Source organism: Zavarzinella formosa DSM 19928, from assembly GCF_000255705.1.
Lineage (GTDB): Bacteria > Planctomycetota > Planctomycetia > Gemmatales > Gemmataceae > Zavarzinella > Zavarzinella formosa.
This window is the reverse complement of record NZ_JH636439.1, coordinates 163454-182787: the sequence shown is the minus strand read 5'-3', so window position 1 is coordinate 182787 and position 19334 is coordinate 163454. Positions and strand designations below refer to the sequence as shown.

The following is a 19334-nucleotide window of genomic DNA, read 5'->3' as shown; positions in this document are numbered from 1 at the left end:
GTAAAGGGTGGCGGCGGAGGGATGCGAGCATTCGCATCTGGAGAGCAATATCTCCGTCGCCAGACCATTTGCCGGTTTCCTTTCCATTTTCATGCCGATCCGAAATTTGTGTACCGTCGGGTTCCTCGGCCGGGTACATAGTCGTAGAAGGATGTCGAATCCAGGATGCCGCATGAAGCCAGCCCCGCACTCTTCTCTGGTCGCCGCCATTCGACGACTCGCCGCCATTCCGGAAGAGTTGCCCGACCAAATTCTCCTCGGCAAGTTCGCTGACGAACGGGATGAGAATGCGTTTGCCGTCCTTGTCCGGCGTCATGGCGGCCTGGTCCTCGGCGTCGGTCGCAGCATTCTTCGGAACGAGGCTGACGCCGAGGACGCCTTTCAAGCCACCTTTCTCGCGCTGGCGGCCAGGGCCGGCGAGGCGGGCAGGTCTTCGACCTTGGCGGCCTGGCTGCACGGCACGGCGTGGCAGGTGGCAATGAACGCCCGGCGGTCTCGCGAACGACGCCGTGCTCACGAGGCAAGAACGCCTGTGGGCCCGGACGTTCCTCCGCCCGATTTGGCGACGGCCGAAGCCATTGCGGCGGTTCATGAGGAGGTTGATCGTCTTCCCGAGCGATACCGACAGGCGATTGTTCTGTTCCATCTGGCCGGTCGGAGCCAGGAGGAAGTCGGGCAGGTTCTTGGATTGTCGAAAGACGGGGTGAAGAAACGATTGGAGCGAGGCCGGGAGCGGTTGCGCGCGGCGTTGGCACGCCGTGGCTTCGGACCGGCCGCCATTCTCGCGGCCGGGACCGCTTCGATTGTTGCTCCGTCGGCGGCCCTGGCCGAAGCGGTCACTCGATTGGCCGTGGATTCCAACGACTCCGCCGTCAACCCGGTCTCGGTTTCTCACGGAGTCTGGCCCATGTCCGCGAAAAGTTTGTTCGAGACGTTTTCAATATTGGTCGTCGCCGGCATAGTCGGCTTCGGCTGGCTCCGGAGCGGCCCGTCGACCCAAACACCCCACCCCGATGTCCCGCCCGCTCAAACCAAGGGCGAAACTCCGGCAGAAGGCGTTTGTGAACTCATCCCGATCCCGCCGCGTGAAATCAACGAACGGGCTGGGGATGTCCGGAAAGACTTGCACGGCGATCCGCTTCCGGCCGGGGCCTCCCTGCGGTTGGGAACGATCGGGTTCCGGGTGCCGGACACGGCGGGAATCGGGTTTCGCGCGACCGGGGAATTGGTGGCGTTGACCGAAGACCTTCGGCTCTTTTCGTGGCCAGCGAACGGTTCTTCCACACCAGTGATCACTCCCCTGAACGCAGATCCGCGGTACGGATGGCGCCGGGCTTTGTCGCCCGACGCCCGCTTCGCTGCGACTTTCGACACGAAGCAACTGACGATCTGGGACGTTTCCAGACCCAAGCCGGTTATATATTTGTCCGAGCCCGTTGTTGACGCCTACAAAATGGCCTTCGCCGCGAACGGATTGATGCTGGCGGTCAATGACACGACCTCACAAGCGGGCACGCTGCGACTGTGCAACCTCAAGACCAAGACATGGGCCACACTCCCCATTGCGTTCGGCTATGCCGAATCCCTCTCATTCACTCCGGACGGGCGATGGCTGGCGGTCGCCACGGACAGGGACGTGATCGTGGTGGATTCGACCACTTGCACGGTGCGGTGCCGGGTGACGGTCCAGAAAGTCAGGCCGAGGTTCGCCGCACTCAGTCCTGATGGCGGCACGCTGGCTGTCCTTCCGACACAATGGGTGCATGATCGCCCTCCCGAACTGCGTTTGTTGTCCGTCCCTTCCGGCGAGCGGGTGGCTGGCCTCACATCTCCCGTCGGCCGGGGACATTGGGCGGGGTTCGCTCCGGACGGCAAAACGATTCTCCTCGGAGGCCCGCAGGAGATCAAAGAATGGGATCCGGCGGCCGGCAAATTTGTCAGCGAGATCCCCGGGCCGGCCACCTACCCAGGAGCATTTTCGAAGGACGGCCGACGTCTGGCCGTTCACAGTCGGGACGCCGTTTTCATCGTTGACCGGGAGAAGGGAACTGCTTTGTGGCCAGAATTGATCGTGGGCGGGCACACGGAAAGTATTCTCGGCGTCACGGTCAGTCCTGACGGGAAATTGATCGCCACGGATTCGCAAGACGCGAACATCCGTGTCTGGGCGGCGGACACTGGCCGACCGGTGTGCAGGCTCAATTCGACGTCGGGAAACGACCGTCGCGTCGTGTTTTTGCCAGATTCACAGCGAATCATCACCGTGGCCGATGATCACGTCACGCCGACACTGTGGGATGCGGTCACGGGCAAAGAGATCAGAAGATTCACGGTCCCGGATGAGATGACCAGGCAAGAGACTACTCACCGACTGGGCTTGTCGGCCAACGGGCACACGCTCACCGCCGTGACCACTCCGATCAGTAACGGACTACAAGGTTATGCGATGGAATGGGATGTGGCCACCGGCAAAATGAAAAACCGGAAAGAACGGCCGTATGATGTGGTCGAGGACCGCTTATTAATGGCCGCCGACTCTCCGGATGGCCGTTGGCGGGTCGCCGGGGTGACGGTTGAACGTCTCGGATCGGGCGAAAAAATCGAAGTAGTTTCTCGTTCCGAGACAGGAGGGCTCGGACCGGCCAGCCGGTTCTCGCCGGACGGGCAGTTGTTGGCGGTGCCACGGGTGCTTTCTCGTCAAGACCCAAAGCAGGGCAGTTTGGTCATCTTCGACTTGGAGACCAAGGCTCGCATGACCGAATTGCCGACCGGGCGCGTTCTCCGGCTCGCCTTCGCCCCCGATAGTCGGACGGTGGCGGTGGTCGGACGGGAGGAAATTGCCGTCTGGGAGGTGGCGAGCGGACAGGCCGTCCGGCGATTTCAAGCCCGCCACGGATACTCTCTGCGACAGAATGCCATCTCGTTCACGCCGGACGGTCGTCGACTGATCAACGCCCAAGATGACGGCACGGCCTTGGTCTGGGACATGACCGGGACGGGCCGATTGACCGGAACCGGAGCCCCCGTGTTGTCTGTGGATGCGATGGCCGATTTATGGAAGGATTTGGGAGGATCAGACGCGTCAAAAGCCGAGACAGCCGCTTGGGAGCTGTCTGACCGGCCGACGGCAGCAGTATCCCTGATCCGCGCCCGGCTAAACCCCGCCGCCGCCGCCGACCCGGCAGTCGTCCGACGTTTGCTATCGAAGTTGAAATCCGACGAGTTTGCCGAACGCGAGGCGGCGGCAAAGGAGTTGCGAAAACTGGGCGACGCGGCGCTTCCCGAACTCCGCATCGGGTTGGCCGGAACGTCATCGGCCGAGCAAAAGACCCAGATCGAGCGTCTGTTGTCAACGACCACCGCCCCCGTCCCGCCAAACGACGAACGCTTGCGGGAAATCCGGGCCGTGGCCGTGTTGGAGCGAATCGGAACGACCGAGGCAAAAGAAGTCCTCACCCGGATGTCAGCCGGCTTGGAGGGGGCGCGATTGACGCGGGAAGCGAAGGCCGCCCTGGCCAGACTCGGCCAGAAATGACTTGGCTGCCCGCCCGAGAAATTAACTGGGGCAGACTGCCATTTTTGAAGAATGCAAATCATGCGTATGAGTCGAGCAACATTTTCACCACTCATGTCGTATACCAGCGTCAACTCCCCCTTCGACGCCTGGAGGCATCTCCATATTGCGAGTGTGCGTGATCGCTTTGTGTCTGGCCGGTATAACCGCGCCGGCATTGGACCAGCCGGTGAAGATTCCGGCACCGTCGGCGGAAACTGCTCAAGGCATGGGAGGAAGCCGGTGGTAAATTTCACTGGATCTCATTTGACCACGGGCTGTTGGGGATAGGCGGACAAGAACAGCCCCTCAACGGTGGAATGTGGGGTTTCACTTTTGAAAAGGCCCCAAAGACCGGGTTTGCCAAACTGCCTGTCCCACAACAACCGTTCGGGGTCTTCTTGAACAGGACAAAGGTATCGGACGCCGACCTGAAGGGCTTCGACCGGTTCAACCAGTTGACCGTCCTCAGCCTGGTCAGGACGAACGTGACGGACGCCGGTGTGAAACACTTTGCCGGCCTGAAAGAACTGATCTGGCTGGACTTGGGGGACACCCGGGTCACGGACGGCGCTATGAAAGACATTGTCGGCCTCACCAAACTCATCACGCTCAGCCTGTATTCTTCAACCAACATCACGGACACCGGCTTGAAGGAAGTTGCCGGCCTCACCAACCTGGCCACTATTTACCTCCAGGGCACGAGCATTACGGACGCGGGCCTCAAACCCCTGGCCCGCCTCGACTATCTCGCCGCCGTGGATGTGTCTTTCACAAAGGTCACGGACGCCGGTCTCAAGACACTCGCCGGTTTCCCGCAAATCACGGAGTTAGACCTGCGTGGCACGGCCATCACCGCCGCTGGCCTGAAAGAACTGGCTTCATTAAAGGACCTGACCAAACTAAACCTCGGCGGCACGAGGGTCACGGACACAGATCTCATAATTGTCGCCGGCTATCCGAAGTTGAAATTCCTCGATTTATCGGACACCATGATCACAAATGCCGGGCTGAAGAACCTCGCCGGCTGCGCAAACTTGACTAACCTCGAAATGCTCCGGGTAATAGTGTCGGCCGCCGGAGTGGAGGAATTAAAGACCGCGTTGCCCAAGCTTCAATTGCAGAGATGATCCAAACTTGACGCGAGTGGGCGCCATGCCGACGGGTTCTCACTGATTTGTTAACCAACCCCAACCAACTGCTTGGGCCCCGCGATACACCGTTCGTCATTTCTTCCGGTCGCTCTCAAGATTGCCAATTTTGTGTTTGCTCAATCGACTGAACCACAAATGCCCTCACTCGCAGGACCGCGGTCATTTTGGCAGAAATTCAATGATCGATTGCATCAACTTGACGAACAAGCCTCATGTGACTGAGTGAGGGAGGCGAACGGCAATCATGAGTAATCAATGATTGACAAAGATCAACAATCCGATCATATTAGTAATCATCACGGGAAGTTGATGTGGATCGAAACCAAATCACTCTCCGTAATCATTAACAGTTGAAGCACTCATGACATCGCTGGCGGCTCCCATCTCCAATCTCCGGCGAGCCGCCGAGCCTGTCGCCTTGATGACGAATCGTGTCGTCCCCCGGTTGAACAGGGAACCGGAACGGCAACTCCGACGGTTTGGATCGATGCCCGAGTGTTATTGTTCTCCTCGAACCGGCTGTCGGTAAGACACCCGGCCAATTCTCCACTCTTGAAGTGACGTTCCCGAGGCCAATGCCTCCATTGCCGCCGCGTCGATTGACCGGGTTGTTCCCGGTCTGCGCCACCGTTGCGCCGACGCCCGGCCCCGTGTCCCTGCGTTCACGCTCGACGAGGAAACGATTCATGAAGGTCTCACATCCGCCCCGCCGGGGCTTCACGCTCATTGAGTTGCTGGTGGTGATCGCGATCATCGCCATCCTGATCGGTCTGTTGTTGCCCGCCGTCCAGAAGATTCGCGAGGCCGCGAACCGGTTGAAGTGCACCAACAACCTGAAACAGATTGGCTTGAGTCTTCACAATTACGAGAGTTCCCGCGGTAGTTTTCCACCCGCCGCGAAGTGGGATTTTGACGCTCCGGCGGGCAGCCCGACCAACTACGTCCGGCACTCCATGTTCGCATACATTTTGCCCGAACTGGAACAGGGAAATGTCGCCAGGATTTATGACTTCAACGTGCAATGGACCACCAACAAGGCGGCCTGCAACACCCAAATCCCGACGTTCCAATGCCCCTCGGCCGAAAACCCCCGCTGGTCGAACCCCACGGCCGCCGACCCTCTGAGCCGGCGGGCGACGGGTGATTACGCCCCGCTGGCCGGCATCAACCCGCAACTGGCTCAGTTGGGGGTGATCGCCACCCGGGGATCATCGACTTACAACCAGGCAACCGGCGGCTTCAGTCTCGGGGCCTATCAGGGCTTCTTTGTAAACATCTGGAAGGACACCGACGCGACCACCAGAATCGCCGACGTGACGGACGGCATGAGCAACACGATCGCCGTGGTCGAGTGCGCCGAACGGCCCAAGTTGCTTGTGGGAACTAAGGATTTGGGCATCTCGCTGCCGGACCTTGACAACCCGGACAATTCGGCGGGGGGCATCCAAGTCACCGGGGCGCCGTGGTCCCAGCCCCGGATTCAGATCGTGATCGACGGGTTCAACAAGTCAACGAACCAGTTTTACGGCAACACCGTGATCAACGGCACGAATTGCAGCGAGGTTTGGTCCCGGCACACCGGCGGGGCCAATGTTCTGGTCGGGGACGGATCAGTGCGGTTTATCCGCGAATCAATCAACACCAACGATTTTGGCTCGCTGGTCACCCGGTCCGCCGGGGACATCACCGCCGGCAACTGACACCTGATCTCTGAACGGAGCGAATACGTCATGTGGAAACAAACGATCATCCGGCGGTTGGTCGCCATCGCCATCGCCGGCCTCATGGTCTCGCTCGCCGGATGCGGCGGCGACAAGGGAATCAAGAAAGTGGCGCTGGTGTCCGCGAAAGGAAAGATCAGCTACAAGGGCAAGCCACCCGTCGGGGCCCGGGTGGTGCTGTTGCCGTCGAAAGACGAGTCGCCCGATGCGATCAAGCCGTATGGATTTGTCGCCGAGGACGGCACGTTTGAACTCACCACCTATCCCTCGGCCAATGGCAAACCGGACGGCGCCCCGCCGGGAGACTATCTGGTGAGCATCCGCTGGACGGCCCGGTCGAAGTCCGCCGTCGATGAAGACGAAGGCGGACCGCCCGGACCGCCCGGCGGCGTGCAACGAGACCGGCTCGGGGACCGGTACAGCAACCCCAAAACATCCGGCCTGAGGCTGACCGTGGCCGAGGGGCGGGATTTGGAGCCGATTGAACTGAAGTGACGCGTGTGTTTTGGAGATTATCCGCATCAATCGAGGGGATTGGACATGCTGAGTTTTCAGGGGCCGTCGGGTGTCCGCGCCTGCGACGGGATCAATCGCCGGGAACTGCTCCGCATCGGGGGGCTTTCGGCCGCCGGGCTGTCGCTGCCGCAATTGCTCAAGGCCGAGACGGCGTTGAAGCCGGAGCGGGACAACGGAACAAAGAAAGTGGGCACGGCCCGCTCCGTGATCATCTTTTGCACGAACGGCGGAACGGGCCAGACGGACTCGTTCGACCCCAAGCCCGACGCCCCTGCCGAAATTCGCGGGCCGTACAAGGGCATCGACACGAACGTCCGCGGTGTGCGGATCAACGAACATCTGCCGAACCTGGCGAAGCATGCTGACAAGTTCAGCCTTATCCGGTCGCTGCACCACACGGACACGGTTCACCCGTCCGCGTTGTACTGGACCCTGTGCGGGGCGAAGATCCCCCGTCAGGTCACGCCGGAATCGGCGACGATGAGCCGGGACGACCGCCCGCACTTCGGCTCGGTCGCCGCCAAACACCTGCCGAACCGCAAAGACCTGCCGCCGTTCGTCATGATGCCCGTGGCGATGGGGCCGAACGGCCCGGAATGGCCGGGCCAGTTCTCGGGCTTCCTCGGCTCCGCGGTCGATCCGTACCGGGTGAACAGTTATGCCGGGGAGCCGACGTTCAACCCCGGCGCGGTGGCCTCCGACCCGGCCCTGTCGTCCGCCCGCCTGGACGGTCGCCGGGCCTTGCTGGCGAAGGTCAGCGAACAGGCGAAGTATCTGAACGATCAGCCGGTGACAAAGTCGCTCGACCCGCATGTCGCCAAGGCGTTTGACATGATCGGCTCGCCGGCCGCCCAAAAGGCGTTCGACCTGTCGGCCGAGTCGCCGGCGACGCGGGACGCCTACGGTTCGCACACCTTCGGGCAGCAATGTTTGCTGGCCCGGCGGCTGGTCGAGTCCGGCGTGCGGCTGGTGCAGATCAACTGGCCCCGCTCGAACATCGGCGGCCGGGGCGGCGCAGGCTACGACACGCACGCCAACGGTTTCAAGCTGATCGAGGAAAACCTTTATCCGGCGACGGACAAGGCGTATGCCGCCCTGTTCGCCGATCTGGCTCAGCGGGGATTGCTCGACGAGACGCTGGTGATCTTCTTCAACGAATTTGGCCGGACGCCGAAAATCAACGGCAACAACGGGCGCGATCACTGGCCCTTCTGCTACTCGCTGCTGCTCGGCGGCGGCGGCGTGAAGGGAGGCCGGATTCACGGGGCCAGCGACAAGGCGGGCGCCTACCCGACCGACGACCCCGTCCGGCCGGAAGATTTGCTGGCGACCATCTATCAGTGCCTCGGCGTAGATCAGGAAATCGTGATGTACGACGGCCTGCAACGGCCGCACCACCTGATTGACGGCAAGCCGATCAAGACGCTCCTTTGAGCGTCCTGTTGGGAACACTGTCCATTCACTGCCGATCGTTGTCGTGTTGGAGAGCACGATGAGGATGGTCGCGCCAACCTGTGCCGCGATCCGGGCATGCCATTTCGAGGGATCATGCCGGGCAGTGATGGGCAGTCTTTTTCAAACTGGTTTTCCCCCGATGATTCAACCATTCCGATAGGAATCCGATGCGTTTCCGATTAATCCTCGCGGCCGGGTTGGCGACCTTGTCGGCCGCCCCCGCTTTCGCCGCCCCGCCGGACCTGGCCGCCCCGCCGGAGGACGCCCCGGTGAGTTTTCGCCGTCAAATCGTCCCGATTCTGACAGTCGCCGGTTGCAACGCGGGCGCCTGCCACGGCACGCCCAGCGGCAAAAACGGCTTCAAACTGAGCCTGCGCGGCTTTGATCCCGCCGCCGACTTCCTGCAACTGACACGGGATCTCTCGGGGCGTCGCACGAACGCCGCCGAACCGGACAAGAGCCTCGTTCTCCTCAAGGGCCGCAACAAACTCGCGCATGAGGGCGGGCTTCGTCTTCCGGAGGGCAGCCCCGAGGGCAAGCTGTTCCGGGCGTGGATCGCCCAGGGGCTGCGCGATGACGCGGCCGACCTTCCGGCCCTGAGAAAGCTAACAGCCACTCCCGTCCAAGAAGTGTTGAACCCGCCGACACGATCCCGCCAAATTGCCGCGACCGCTCATTTTGCGGACAGCCAGACCGCCGACGTGACCCGGCTGACGGTGTACAAGTCCAGCGATGAGAAAGTGGCCAAGGTTTCCCTTGAGGGATTGGTGACGTTCCTGAAAACCGGCGAAGTGGCCATTCAGGCGCGCTACCAGCAGGAGTCCGTCGCCGTCCGGCTCACGTTTGTAGAGCCGGCAAAGGACTTTGTGTGGACAAACCCCAAGCCGTTCAACGAGGTGGACGAACACCTGCACGCAAAGCAAAAGTTGCTTGGCATCGTCCCCTCCGAGGTGGCGGGGGACAGCGAGTATCTTCGCCGGGTCTATCTCGATCTGATCGCCGTCCTGCCGGCGCCGGCCGAAGTCGAAACCTTCCTGGCCGACACCCGCCCGGACAAGCGCGAACGGGTGGTCGAATCCCTGTTGAGCCGGCCCGAATACGCCGAATATTGGGCGTTCAAGTGGGCCGATGTTCTGAGCATCAACCGCCGGGCCGTGCAGGCCAAGGGCGCCTATTTATATGTCCAGTGGCTGCGGTCGCATCTCGCGGACAACACGCCGTTCGATCAGGTGGCCCGCGAACTGATCACCGCCTCGGGCAGCACCTTCCTGAACCCGCCCGCCAGTTTCTTCCGGAACGACCGCCGATCCCGGCCGGCCAACGACCTCGCCCAGAACACCGCCCAACTGTTCCTCGGCATCCGGATGAGTTGCGCCCAGTGCCACAACCACCCGTTCGAGCGCTGGACGCAGGACGATTACTATGGCCTCTCTGCCTTCTTCGCCCGCGTGAAGGACCGGCCCGATCCGCTGTATCCCCGGCTGAATCGGTTCAATCTCGGGGCGATTGAAATTTACAACGCCAAGAGCGGCGAGGTGATCCACCCCCGCACGAAAGAGGCGATGCCGCCGCGGTTCCTCGGCGGCGAGTTCCCGGAGATCAAGCCCGACCAGGACCGCCGGGCGGTTCTCGCGGAATGGCTGGCGCGCAAGGACAATCCGTTCTTCGCCAAAGCGGCTGTCAACCGAATTTGGTATCACTTGCTCGGCCGGGGCATCGTCGATGCCGTGGATGACTTCCGCGACACCAATCCCCCCGCCAGCGACGCTTTGCTGGAAAGCCTGGCGAAGGACTTCACGGACCACCACTTCGACGTGAAACAAGTGATCCGCAAGATCACCGCCTCTCGGACTTATCAACTCAGCGCCGCCACCAACAAGTGGAACGCCGACGATGACCGGTTCTTCTCCCATGCGGTCACAAAACTTTATCCGGCCGAAGTGCTGCTGGACGCCCTGACTTCGTCCACCGAAGTACCGGAAGTTTTTGAAGGAACCAAACCCGGCACACGGGCCATTCAGCTTCCGGACGGGGACGCCTTTCACCATCAGTTCTTGAAGGCGTTCGGCCAGCCGGCCCGCGAAACGAGTTGCGAATGCGAACGCCAGGGGGACTCCAGCCTCGGCCACGCCCTCCAACTCATTAACGGTCCGACGTTAAAGGCGAAGCTCTCTTCCGGCAAAAATCGCATCGGCCGGTTGCTGGCCGAGAACAAGCCAGATTCGGAAATCGTCCGCGAACTGTATCTGGCGACCCTGTCCCGCCGGCCGACCCCCGCCGAAGAACGGACCTCACTGGATCACGTGAGCGCCGCGCCCAATCGCCGGACGGCTTTTGAAGACGTGCAATGGGCGCTGCTGAACACGAAGGAATTCTTGTTCCGGCATTGAGTAAGCTTTCCATCGTCGCCGGCATGTGGTGATGTCAGGCAGCCTCTTGCTCGCCACATGCCATTCGGTTTGCATGACTTCCAAACAGATTTGAGAAACCACGACGCCGACCGGATGGCAGCGGCCACAAACCACAACCACCGGCGGTGTCATTTTTCAATTCACCATCAAGGATCATCCATGAATACACGATATTTTCGTTCGGTGGCCATCAGCACCGGCCTGGCGTTTTTGATCGGCCTCGCGTCTTCCTCCGGGCAACAACCCGAAACCCCGAAGACCGACCCCGACAAGAAAGCCGGACCAAAAGATGCGAAAGGCGTCCTGCCCAAGGCCCAGGCCAAAAACCGGCCGGGGGGAGGTCGCGGCGGTCGTCAGGCGCCCGCCGACGTGACGATGACGCTCGGCGACCCGCTGAAACACTGGGACGTGGTTCGCGGCGTGGCCCACAGCCCCGACGGCCGGTGGTTTGCCACCGCCAGCGATGACGGCAGCGTGAAACTCCGTGATCTGAACACCGGGAAAGAAACATTCACGCTCAAGGCCGGCCGCAACCAACGCCTGTCGGTGGCGTTCTACGATGTCGCCTTCAGCCCCGACAGCAAGACCCTCGCCGCCGCCTCGGCCGACAAGACCATCCGGTTGTGGGACGTGGCCACCGGCGAAGTGAAACAGGTTCTTGCCGGGCACTACGATGCCGTTGCCGGGATCGCCTTCCGGCCAGATGGCAAGGCTCTTGCCTCCGCGAGCGACGACCGATCGGTTCGCATCTGGGATCTGGAACATCCAAAAGCCCATGAGGGAACTCCGATCATTATCCCCGGCGTGACCGATCCGATTCTTACGCCGCTGGCGCTGCTCGACGCCATTGGCGATTTCGCCTCGGCCGTTGCCTGGTCTCCCGACAGCCGATTGATTGCGATTGGCCTTTGGGACAAGACAGTGCAGATCTACGATGCCTCGGCCTATCGACAGGTCAAGACCCTCGGCGGTCACGGCGGCCGCATCAGTTCGCTGTCATTTTCCGCCGATTCCAAGACACTGGTTTCCGCCGCCCTTGATGGCTCGGTTCGGGTATGGGACACGGGAACTTGGGAAAGCCGGGCGGCGTTGACGCCCCACAAGGGGGCGACGTTCTCGGCCAAGTTGAGTCCGGACGGCAAGACATTCGCCACGGCCGGCCTTGATCGGGCGGTCCGGCTCTGGTCGGCCGCCGACGGCAAGCCGATCCGTCAGGTGACCACCCATCAGGGGCCCGTGCTGGCTCTTTCGTGGGCTCCCGACGGCAAGAAACTTTCCTCCGGAAGTTCGGATGCCGCCGTCAAATTCACCCCCCTGGAGAACGTCCAAGACGGCGTCCGGCCAGCGGGCACGCTCCTGAGCGTCGCCTACTCGGCGGACGGCAAAACTCTTGTGACGGGGGATGACTCCGGCACGTTGCGGCTCTGGGATTCGGAATCGGGCCGGGAACTCAAGGCACTGGCGGCGGGTTCACAACCCTTGAACGCGGTGGCCGCCGCGAAAGACGGACGGCTCGCGGCCGGAAGCGACAGCGGCAAAGTTTATGTGTGGGCGATGGCCGAGGAAAAGCCGGTTGAACTGGGCACCCACAAGGATGCCGTGCGCAGCCTGGCCTTCAGCCCGGACGGGAAGACGCTCTACTCTGGCGGGGCCGACAAGGCTGTGAACGTCTGGGAGGCCGCCACCGGCAAATTGATCCGCACCTTGAGCGGTCATGATGGAAGCGTGACCACCATCACCTTCCTGCCGGACGGCCAGACCGTCGTGACGGGAGCCGATGATCGCCACATCAAGGTTTGGGAGGCCGCCGACGGCCGGCTCATCCGCACGCTGGACCCCGACGAGGATGACGACGTGCTGACGGTCGCCGTTTGTCCCGACGGCAAACAACTGGTCTCGACCGGCAGCCGGGAAGTCCCGCCGACGATTAAATTCTGGGACCCGGCCAGCGGGGCCGTGCAAAAACTCCTCCCCGGTCACACCGACCGGCCGCTGCATGCGGCTTACCATCCCGACGGAAAATTGCTCGCCACCGTGGCCGGCGACGGCACCATCCGGCTTTGGGACCCGCTGGGTTTCAAACTGATCAACACCATCGCCCTTCGCACGCCCAGGGGAACGATCAGCCAGGTGGTGTTCCATCCCAAGGGGGACCGCGTCGCCACGGTGAACGGCAACGGAACGGTGACCGTTGTCAAACTGCCAGAGTCGGCCAAAGCCGAAACCGAACCGAACCCCTGAGTTTCCCATGAAGAAGTGTTTGCGAAACGTCGCCGCTGTCATCATGTCGGCCGTGACCTTTTGCTTGATGCCGCCCCCGGTCGCCGGCGATCCCCCGTCGAAAAAGCCGGAGCCTGACGCGCCGGTTCAGGTGTTGAAAGACATCTATCCATTCCTGCGAAAGAACTGCAACAGTTGCCACAATGATGTCACCCCCGGGCGGAGCGTTCCCTGACGGATTACCAGGATGAGGCATCCATCCGCAAGGACCGCGAAGTCTGGACCGACATCCTCCGAATGGTTCAAAACAAATCGATGCCCCCGGCAAACCATCCGCAACAACCCTCGGCCGGGGACATCGACAAGTTCGTCAAGAATGCACGCCGTTTGTTGGAAGTGCCTGAAACGAAGAAATGACCGATTCGCAACAACCATGTGCCGGCAACATCGAACCAGCCATCTGACATCCGGTCCTGCTTGAGCTGCCTCCCGGCTGTGTCAAACCGGGATGACACGGATATCATCGGCCGGGAGATCATGCGGCCTTGGTTTGAGATTCACTGGCGAGAAACCCATGCGCGACAAACACCAGGCTGACATGGTGATGCCAGCCTGTCCATGTCCTTCCTTCAAAATGGTCCAGCCCCAATTCAAAACGCAGGCGGTCAAATCGCCGTTGCGCGTCAGTCGCGACAGGCTCGCTCGAATCACGCACGCTTAATTTTCGCCTCGCGATCCCGTTCATAAAGTCCGTCGAATGGAAGTATTCTTCTTCGGCGACAATATCGGGAGCCTCCGGCTGTTCGGCGCGCAGTTCGTCAAGAAGCCTCAAGGCAATCTCAAACTTCGTGGCCGGCTCCCGATGTTCCTCGGGAATCATTTTTTCAGCCTTTTTCGCCTGCGCGAGCAACCAATGCCGCGGCAGACACAACCGGGCCGCCAGAGGATGATACCCACCGGCATCGATCCGGCCGATCACCACCGCAAGCTGACAGTTCATTTTGCGGCCAAGCGAGGGCACGAACTGACGTTGAACACCAACCGAATGCCGTCCTTTTTTGGGGAAAATCCCGTCATGAACGACCCATAAAGCCTGGGGAGAAGGCAGACGTTTGGCTAGGAACTTCCGGTAGGCGGCCTGAAGTTTGCCCGACTCCCAAGGGCTCTGGCTGATGAAATGCTGCAGGGCCTGGGCCAGTGCGGATTTGTCGCCCGTCTGATCGCCCGCCGACATGGCGATCGACTCGACATTCCTGCGATCACCGCTTTCAATAAGCCCGCGCGCATAAAGGCCGAATCGCTCGAATTGGTCGCCTCGCGGAAAAACCGATCGGTAAAACCACAAATACTCAGCCAAATGCGAATGATGATCCGCCGTCTTGGTGGCAGGATCAATGGTTCCGGTTGTTGAAATGATGTGGCCCTCCCTGTGCAAGGCATGCCGAAATGCAAGATTGCCTAAATCGTTTGTTTTCAGGGCGCGGACGAAGCAAAATATTGCAACTTGATCGCCTTGAATAAAATTCAACGAACGTCATCCACACGAGAAATTGCCGGGCACGATCAAGTATGTGATGTTGATGACTTTAATCAATTCGTGGTCAACGGTCAATTAATTCGAGTCACTTATCACGAGCTAATAGACTACTTGGTTAACTGAATCATTACTTAAATAGTGATGATTAAGCGGTTAGCTGATACCGAATCGAAACTAAAAACAAAGCAGCATTTTTTTTGCATCCACCTTCCAGCTTTTTTGCCCACAGTGTCAAGTCGGCCTACTCAATCATGTTTTGAAATTCACCAAACAAAAATCACTAAAATCATTAATTTGAAAGAATTTAAATCAATTAATTCTGAAGCCGCAAGTCAAGTCGTTGTCACAAAGTAGGTCTCTCCACACGGCTTCCTGCTGGTTTAAGATTGAAAAAGATTATCTTCGCGATCATATTACTTCGATACCAAGACTGGTGCGTCATTTATCGATTGAATTAAGCTGGCAATCACCATTCATTATTGATTTGGTGATATTTGAAAGGCTGTTATCAAATGTATTCGCGTCATCGCAAGAACGGATTCACGCTGATCGAGCTTTTGGTGGTGATTGCGATCATTGCCATCCTCATCGGCTTGTTGTTGCCGGCCGTCCAAAAGATCCGCGAAGCGGCCAATCGGTTGAAATGCACCAACAACCTCAAGCAAATCGGCCTGGCCACGCACAATTATCATGACGCCAGCCAAGTCATTGTTCCCTCCTGGCTCGGTGACAACTCCGCAGACCCGGACGGGTGGGCCAGTTGGGGAGTTCTCCTCTTGCCTTATTTGGAGAAAGACAATCAGTTCAAACTTTGGGACATCACACGACTGGCCTCGGTGCAGCCCCCGGCCGCCTACCAGACTCAGGTGAAAGAATTTTGGTGCCCGTCCCGTCCGATTCCCGTTCTGAGCACCGGTGACTTTGTCGCCGCCGGCGGGGCTTTGACGGACTATGCCGCCTCGTTCGGGCCGCACGCCTCCTTCGACCAGTCCCTTGGCGCGGTTATTCCGAACAACAACGTGACTTATACCGGAACGGGACCCGCTCGCACTCTCACGCTTTTGAATGCCGGCAATCTTAATTTCGCCAGCATCACAGACGGTCTGAGTAACACCACGTTTTTCGGCGAGAAGCATATTCGCCCGGCCTCGTTGCGAGGAAAGAATGAAGACCGGAGCATCTTCGGCGGCCAGACCAATTCCAACCGCCGGATGATGGGGACGTCGCCGGTGGACGCAAGCGTGCGGTTGCTGTCCCCCCCGGACAACGCGAGTTCGATTGCCAACACCACGTTCGGCGGTCCTCACACCGGGGTTTGCCAGTTCGTTCTCGGCGACGGCAGCGTGCGTGCGATCAAAACCACGGCAACTGCCGCCATTCTGACCGCCCTGGTTACCCGGTCCGGGGGCGAAGTGGACACGGGGAATTGATCTCCGGCTTTCATCTATTCACAGGAAAGATTCGTAATGTTTGCGCGCACAAGAATGAAGCGGAGTTCGCGACTGATCGCCGCGATGGTGATTCTGGCGGGGATCGGCGCTTGCGAGCCGGCCGGACCGAAAACGGTTCCCGTCAAGGGAACCGTGACTTTGGAAGGCGGGGATGTCTCCCTGCTTGCCGGCCATCATGTGGAGGGTGTTTTGGAGGGAAATCCGTCCGTTCTTGCGTCCGGGGTGATTCAGAAGGACGGAGTTTTCGCTTTGGAAAGTCTGTTGGAGGGCAAAGTGCGAAAGGGAGCGATGCCGGGAAAATACAAGGCCCGGATCGTTATTTCGGATGATGTCGACGACAATGGAAAACGGCTTCCCCGACCTCCGTTGTCAAAAAGCTTCCTCAGAGCGGAGACGTCTGGTTTGTCCTTTGAGGTTTCAGAAACGTCTCCTGATGTCCAACTGGCCTTGACCGCTCGCGCCAAATGAGACGACTCTTTGGGGCATTTACATCGATACGAACACGGCAATTTAGATTTCTGACAGTCACCCGATCGAAAGGAACTTGTTCCATGACCCTAAATCGCCGCCTGATGGCCCGGTTGCTGACGGCTCTGGCCGTCGGTTCCCCGGCCGCGGCCCTGGCCGAGACGAAACCGGCCGACGACACGGCCAAACTGGCCTTCTTCGAGAAGAAGATCCGGCCGATGCTCGTGGAGCATTGCCACGCCTGTCACTCGGCCGAAACCAAACCGGCCGGCGGATTGCGGGTGGACGATCACAAGGGCTTGCTGACCGGGGGCAACACCGGGGCGGCCGTCGTCCCCGGCAATCCGGCCAAGAGCCTGTTGTTGACGCGGACATCCACGGGGGACGCCAAGCGACGGATGCCCGTTCAGGGAGAACACCTGTCGGAGGAACAACTGGCCGACCTCAAGACGTGGATCGCCGACGGGGCCGTGTGGCCCAAGCCGAAGATCCCCGCCAGCCTCGGCAAAGGGAAGCCCGAATACGACCAGCTCAAGAAAGACCACTGGGCATGGCAGCCGTTGAAACAACCGGCCGTGCCGGCGGTGAAAGACTCCGCCTGGGCCAAGGATGATCTCGACCGTTTCGTGCTGGCCAAGCTGGAGGAAAAGAAACTCCCGCCGGTGGCCGACGCGGACAAGACGACGCTGATCCGCCGGATCACCTTCGACCTGACCGGCCTGCCGCCGGCCCCGGCCGAGATTGACGCCTTCGTGAAGGACGGTTCGCCGGACGCCTTCACCAAAGTTGTTGACCGGTTGCTGGCTTCCCCGGCCTTCGGCGAACGCTGGGGCCGTCACTGGCTGGATGTCGCCCGCTATGGCGAATCGACCGGGCCGTCCCGCAACATCCCGTATCCCCATGCGTGGAAGTACCGGGATTACGTGATCGATTCCGTGAACGCGGACGTGCCCTACAACCGCTTCATCACCGAGCAAGTCGCCGGGGACCTGCTCCCCGCCGCCTCGCCCGCCGAACGGGACCGCCTTCTCACCGCCACCGGCTTTCTGGCGCTTGGAGTGAAGGACGTGAACCAGCGCTTCAAAGTCCGCTTCCTGATGGACAACGTGGACGAGCAGGTGGACGCCGTCACCCGTTCGACGCTGGCGCTCACCGTGAGTTGCGCCCGCTGCCACGACCACAAGTTCGACCCGATCCCGACGACCGACTATTACGCCCTCGCCGGCATCTTCACCAGCACCGACAACTGCGCCGGTGTCCGGAACAAGATGGGGGGCGGCGGCCTTGATTACTACGACCCGTCCATGCTGGTGAAACTCTCCTCGACCGCCCCGCCGCCCGATCCGGAAAAGGTGAAGAAGCTGGAGGCCGAACTGGCCGTCGCCAAGAAGGCGTGGGACGAGATTCGCGGCACCCCGAAGGGAGTCGCCCTGGCTCCCAACGGTCAGCCGACGCAACGTCCGTTCCGGTTGAAGTACGAGGCTCTGCTGACCGAGTTCAACAACCTTACCGATCCGGCTGCCGCAGGCCATGCGGTCCACGGGGTGCGAGACGGGAAGACCATCGCCGACACCGAAGTGCGTCTGCGCGGCGAGGCCGAAAAGCTCGGGCCGGTGGTTCCGCGTGGTTTCCTTTCTGTGTTGAACGTGCCGGAAGTGAAGGGAATCAACCCCGCCCAAAGCGGCCGGCTGGAACTGGCCAAATGGCTTACCAGCCCGAACAACCCGCTGGCCTCCCGCGTGGCCGTCAACCGGGTGTGGCAACACCTGTTCGGCCGGGGGATCGTCAGCACGTCGGACAACTTCGGCATCAACGGCGACGTTCCCGCCAACCCGGAACTGCTCGACCACTTGGCCGGGCGGTTCGTGCAGGATGGCTGGTCTGTGAAAAAACTGGTGCGGGCGGTGGTCCTGAGCCGGTCGTACCAACTCGGCAACGACACCACGCCGGCCCATCTGACGGCCGATCCGGCGAACAAGCTGATCTGGCGGCACACGCCCCGGCGGCTGGACGCCGAGGAAATCCGGGACGCCGCCCTTCAGGTGGTTGGCACGCTGGACCGCTCTCGCCCGGCGGCCTCCCCGGCCAAAGAACTGCGGATGGTGGAAATGCGGGACAACGGTCCCGAGGCCAGGAACATGAACGAGGCGGCCGACAAGACCGAGCACCGCAGCGTTTACCTGCCCCTGCTTCGCGGCGTGACGCCGAAATCACTGGCTCCGTTCGACCCGGTGGACCAGACGCTGGTGTCCGGCAACCGGGAAACCACGAACGTACCCGGTCAGGCGTTGTTCCTGCTGAACTCTGCGTTCGTCCGGCAACACTCGCTGCTTCTGGCTGAAAAGCTCTTGAAGGAGCGGGACAAGACCGACGTCGTCCGGATCGAGACCGCCTACCGTCTCGCCTTCGGCCGCCGTCCGACCGCCAAAGAAACCGACCGGGCCAACGCCTTCATCGGCGAGTATGAATCGTCGTTCCGTCAACAGCCCGCCCCGGTGGAGAAGCCGAAAGCCGAGCCAAAGACTCCGGCGAAGAAGGACGCCCCGGCGGCCCCGATCATCGACCCCGATCAGATCGACCAAACCGGCGAGGCCGTCGTCGAAGCGGATGTCAAAACGAAGGATGCTCGCACCGCCGCCTGGCTGGCCTTTGTGCAGGCATTGATTGGTTCGGCGGAGTTTCGATACGTGCGGTAATTATCTCCAGACATTCCAATGACACTCATAAGGATTGCTAAATATGTTTCCCCCCGATTTGATCTCGGCCGTGTCCCGGCGGCAGGTGTTGAAGTCCGCCGGCGCCGGGTTTGGGTATCTGGCCCTCGCCGGGTTGCTCGGCCAGGAGGCGG

11 protein-coding genes and 1 pseudogene are annotated in these 19334 nt (G+C 60.8%); 11 read left to right on the top strand and 1 reads right to left on the bottom strand.

Annotated elements, in window-relative coordinates:
* Positions 1-172 precede the first annotated feature (172 nt).
* The 8 genes from BGIM_RS0101630 to BGIM_RS0101590 all read left to right on the top strand — a co-directional run bounded on the left by BGIM_RS0101630 (position 173) and on the right by BGIM_RS0101590 (position 13265).
* A complete protein-coding gene (locus BGIM_RS0101630; RefSeq protein WP_020468059.1) occupies positions 173-3535 on the top strand; it encodes a sigma-70 family RNA polymerase sigma factor in 3363 nt (1120 codons plus the stop codon).
* 419 nt (positions 3536-3954) lie between these two features.
* Positions 3955-4683 carry a leucine-rich repeat domain-containing protein gene (locus BGIM_RS0101625; protein ID WP_162136208.1) on the top strand — a complete coding sequence of 243 codons (729 nt, stop codon included), beginning with the start codon at positions 3955-3957 and terminating at the stop codon, positions 4681-4683.
* Positions 4684-5393: 710 nt separating this feature from the next.
* Entirely contained in the window at positions 5394-6407 is a 1014-nt protein-coding gene (locus tag BGIM_RS0101620; RefSeq protein ID WP_020468057.1) for a DUF1559 domain-containing protein, read from the top strand.
* 30 nt (positions 6408-6437) lie between these two features.
* The gene (locus tag BGIM_RS56800) at positions 6438-6923 is read left to right on the top strand and encodes a hypothetical protein (RefSeq protein ID WP_020468056.1); all 486 of its coding nucleotides are present in this window, start codon (positions 6438-6440) and stop codon (positions 6921-6923) included.
* A gap of 45 nt (positions 6924-6968) precedes the next feature.
* Positions 6969-8378 (top strand): DUF1501 domain-containing protein, encoded by a 1410-nt coding sequence (locus tag BGIM_RS0101605; protein ID WP_020468055.1) that lies wholly within the window; start codon positions 6969-6971, stop codon positions 8376-8378.
* A gap of 188 nt (positions 8379-8566) precedes the next feature.
* Entirely contained in the window at positions 8567-10789 is a 2223-nt protein-coding gene (locus BGIM_RS0101600; RefSeq protein WP_020468054.1) for a DUF1549 and DUF1553 domain-containing protein, read from the top strand.
* Between the two features lie 180 nt (positions 10790-10969).
* Positions 10970-13051: a WD40 repeat domain-containing protein gene (locus BGIM_RS0101595; protein ID WP_020468053.1), complete on the top strand. Its 2082-nt coding sequence runs from the start codon at positions 10970-10972 to the stop codon at positions 13049-13051.
* 7 nt (positions 13052-13058) lie between these two features.
* Positions 13059-13265, top strand: a complete 207-nt coding sequence (locus BGIM_RS0101590) for a hypothetical protein (protein WP_020468052.1) — start codon at positions 13059-13061, stop codon at positions 13263-13265.
* 489 nt (positions 13266-13754) lie between these two features.
* On the opposite strand, the pseudogene BGIM_RS68635 reads toward BGIM_RS0101590, so the two are convergent.
* A pseudogene (locus BGIM_RS68635) lies at positions 13755-14375 on the bottom strand (IS701 family transposase); the annotation flags it as partial.
* Positions 14376-15079: 704 nt separating this feature from the next.
* Here BGIM_RS68635 and BGIM_RS0101575 point away from each other — a divergent pair.
* The 3 genes from BGIM_RS0101575 to BGIM_RS0101565 all read left to right on the top strand — a co-directional run bounded on the left by BGIM_RS0101575 (position 15080) and on the right by BGIM_RS0101565 (position 19182).
* The gene (locus tag BGIM_RS0101575; RefSeq protein ID WP_020468049.1) at positions 15080-15997 is read left to right on the top strand and encodes a DUF1559 domain-containing protein; all 918 of its coding nucleotides are present in this window, start codon (positions 15080-15082) and stop codon (positions 15995-15997) included.
* A 36-nt stretch (positions 15998-16033) separates the two neighbouring features.
* Positions 16034-16486, top strand: coding sequence for a hypothetical protein (locus tag BGIM_RS0101570; protein ID WP_020468048.1), 453 nt, complete (start codon positions 16034-16036; stop codon positions 16484-16486).
* 83 nt (positions 16487-16569) lie between these two features.
* The gene (locus BGIM_RS0101565) at positions 16570-19182 is read left to right on the top strand and encodes a DUF1553 domain-containing protein (protein ID WP_020468047.1); all 2613 of its coding nucleotides are present in this window, start codon (positions 16570-16572) and stop codon (positions 19180-19182) included.
* Positions 19183-19334: the final 152 nt, after the last annotated feature.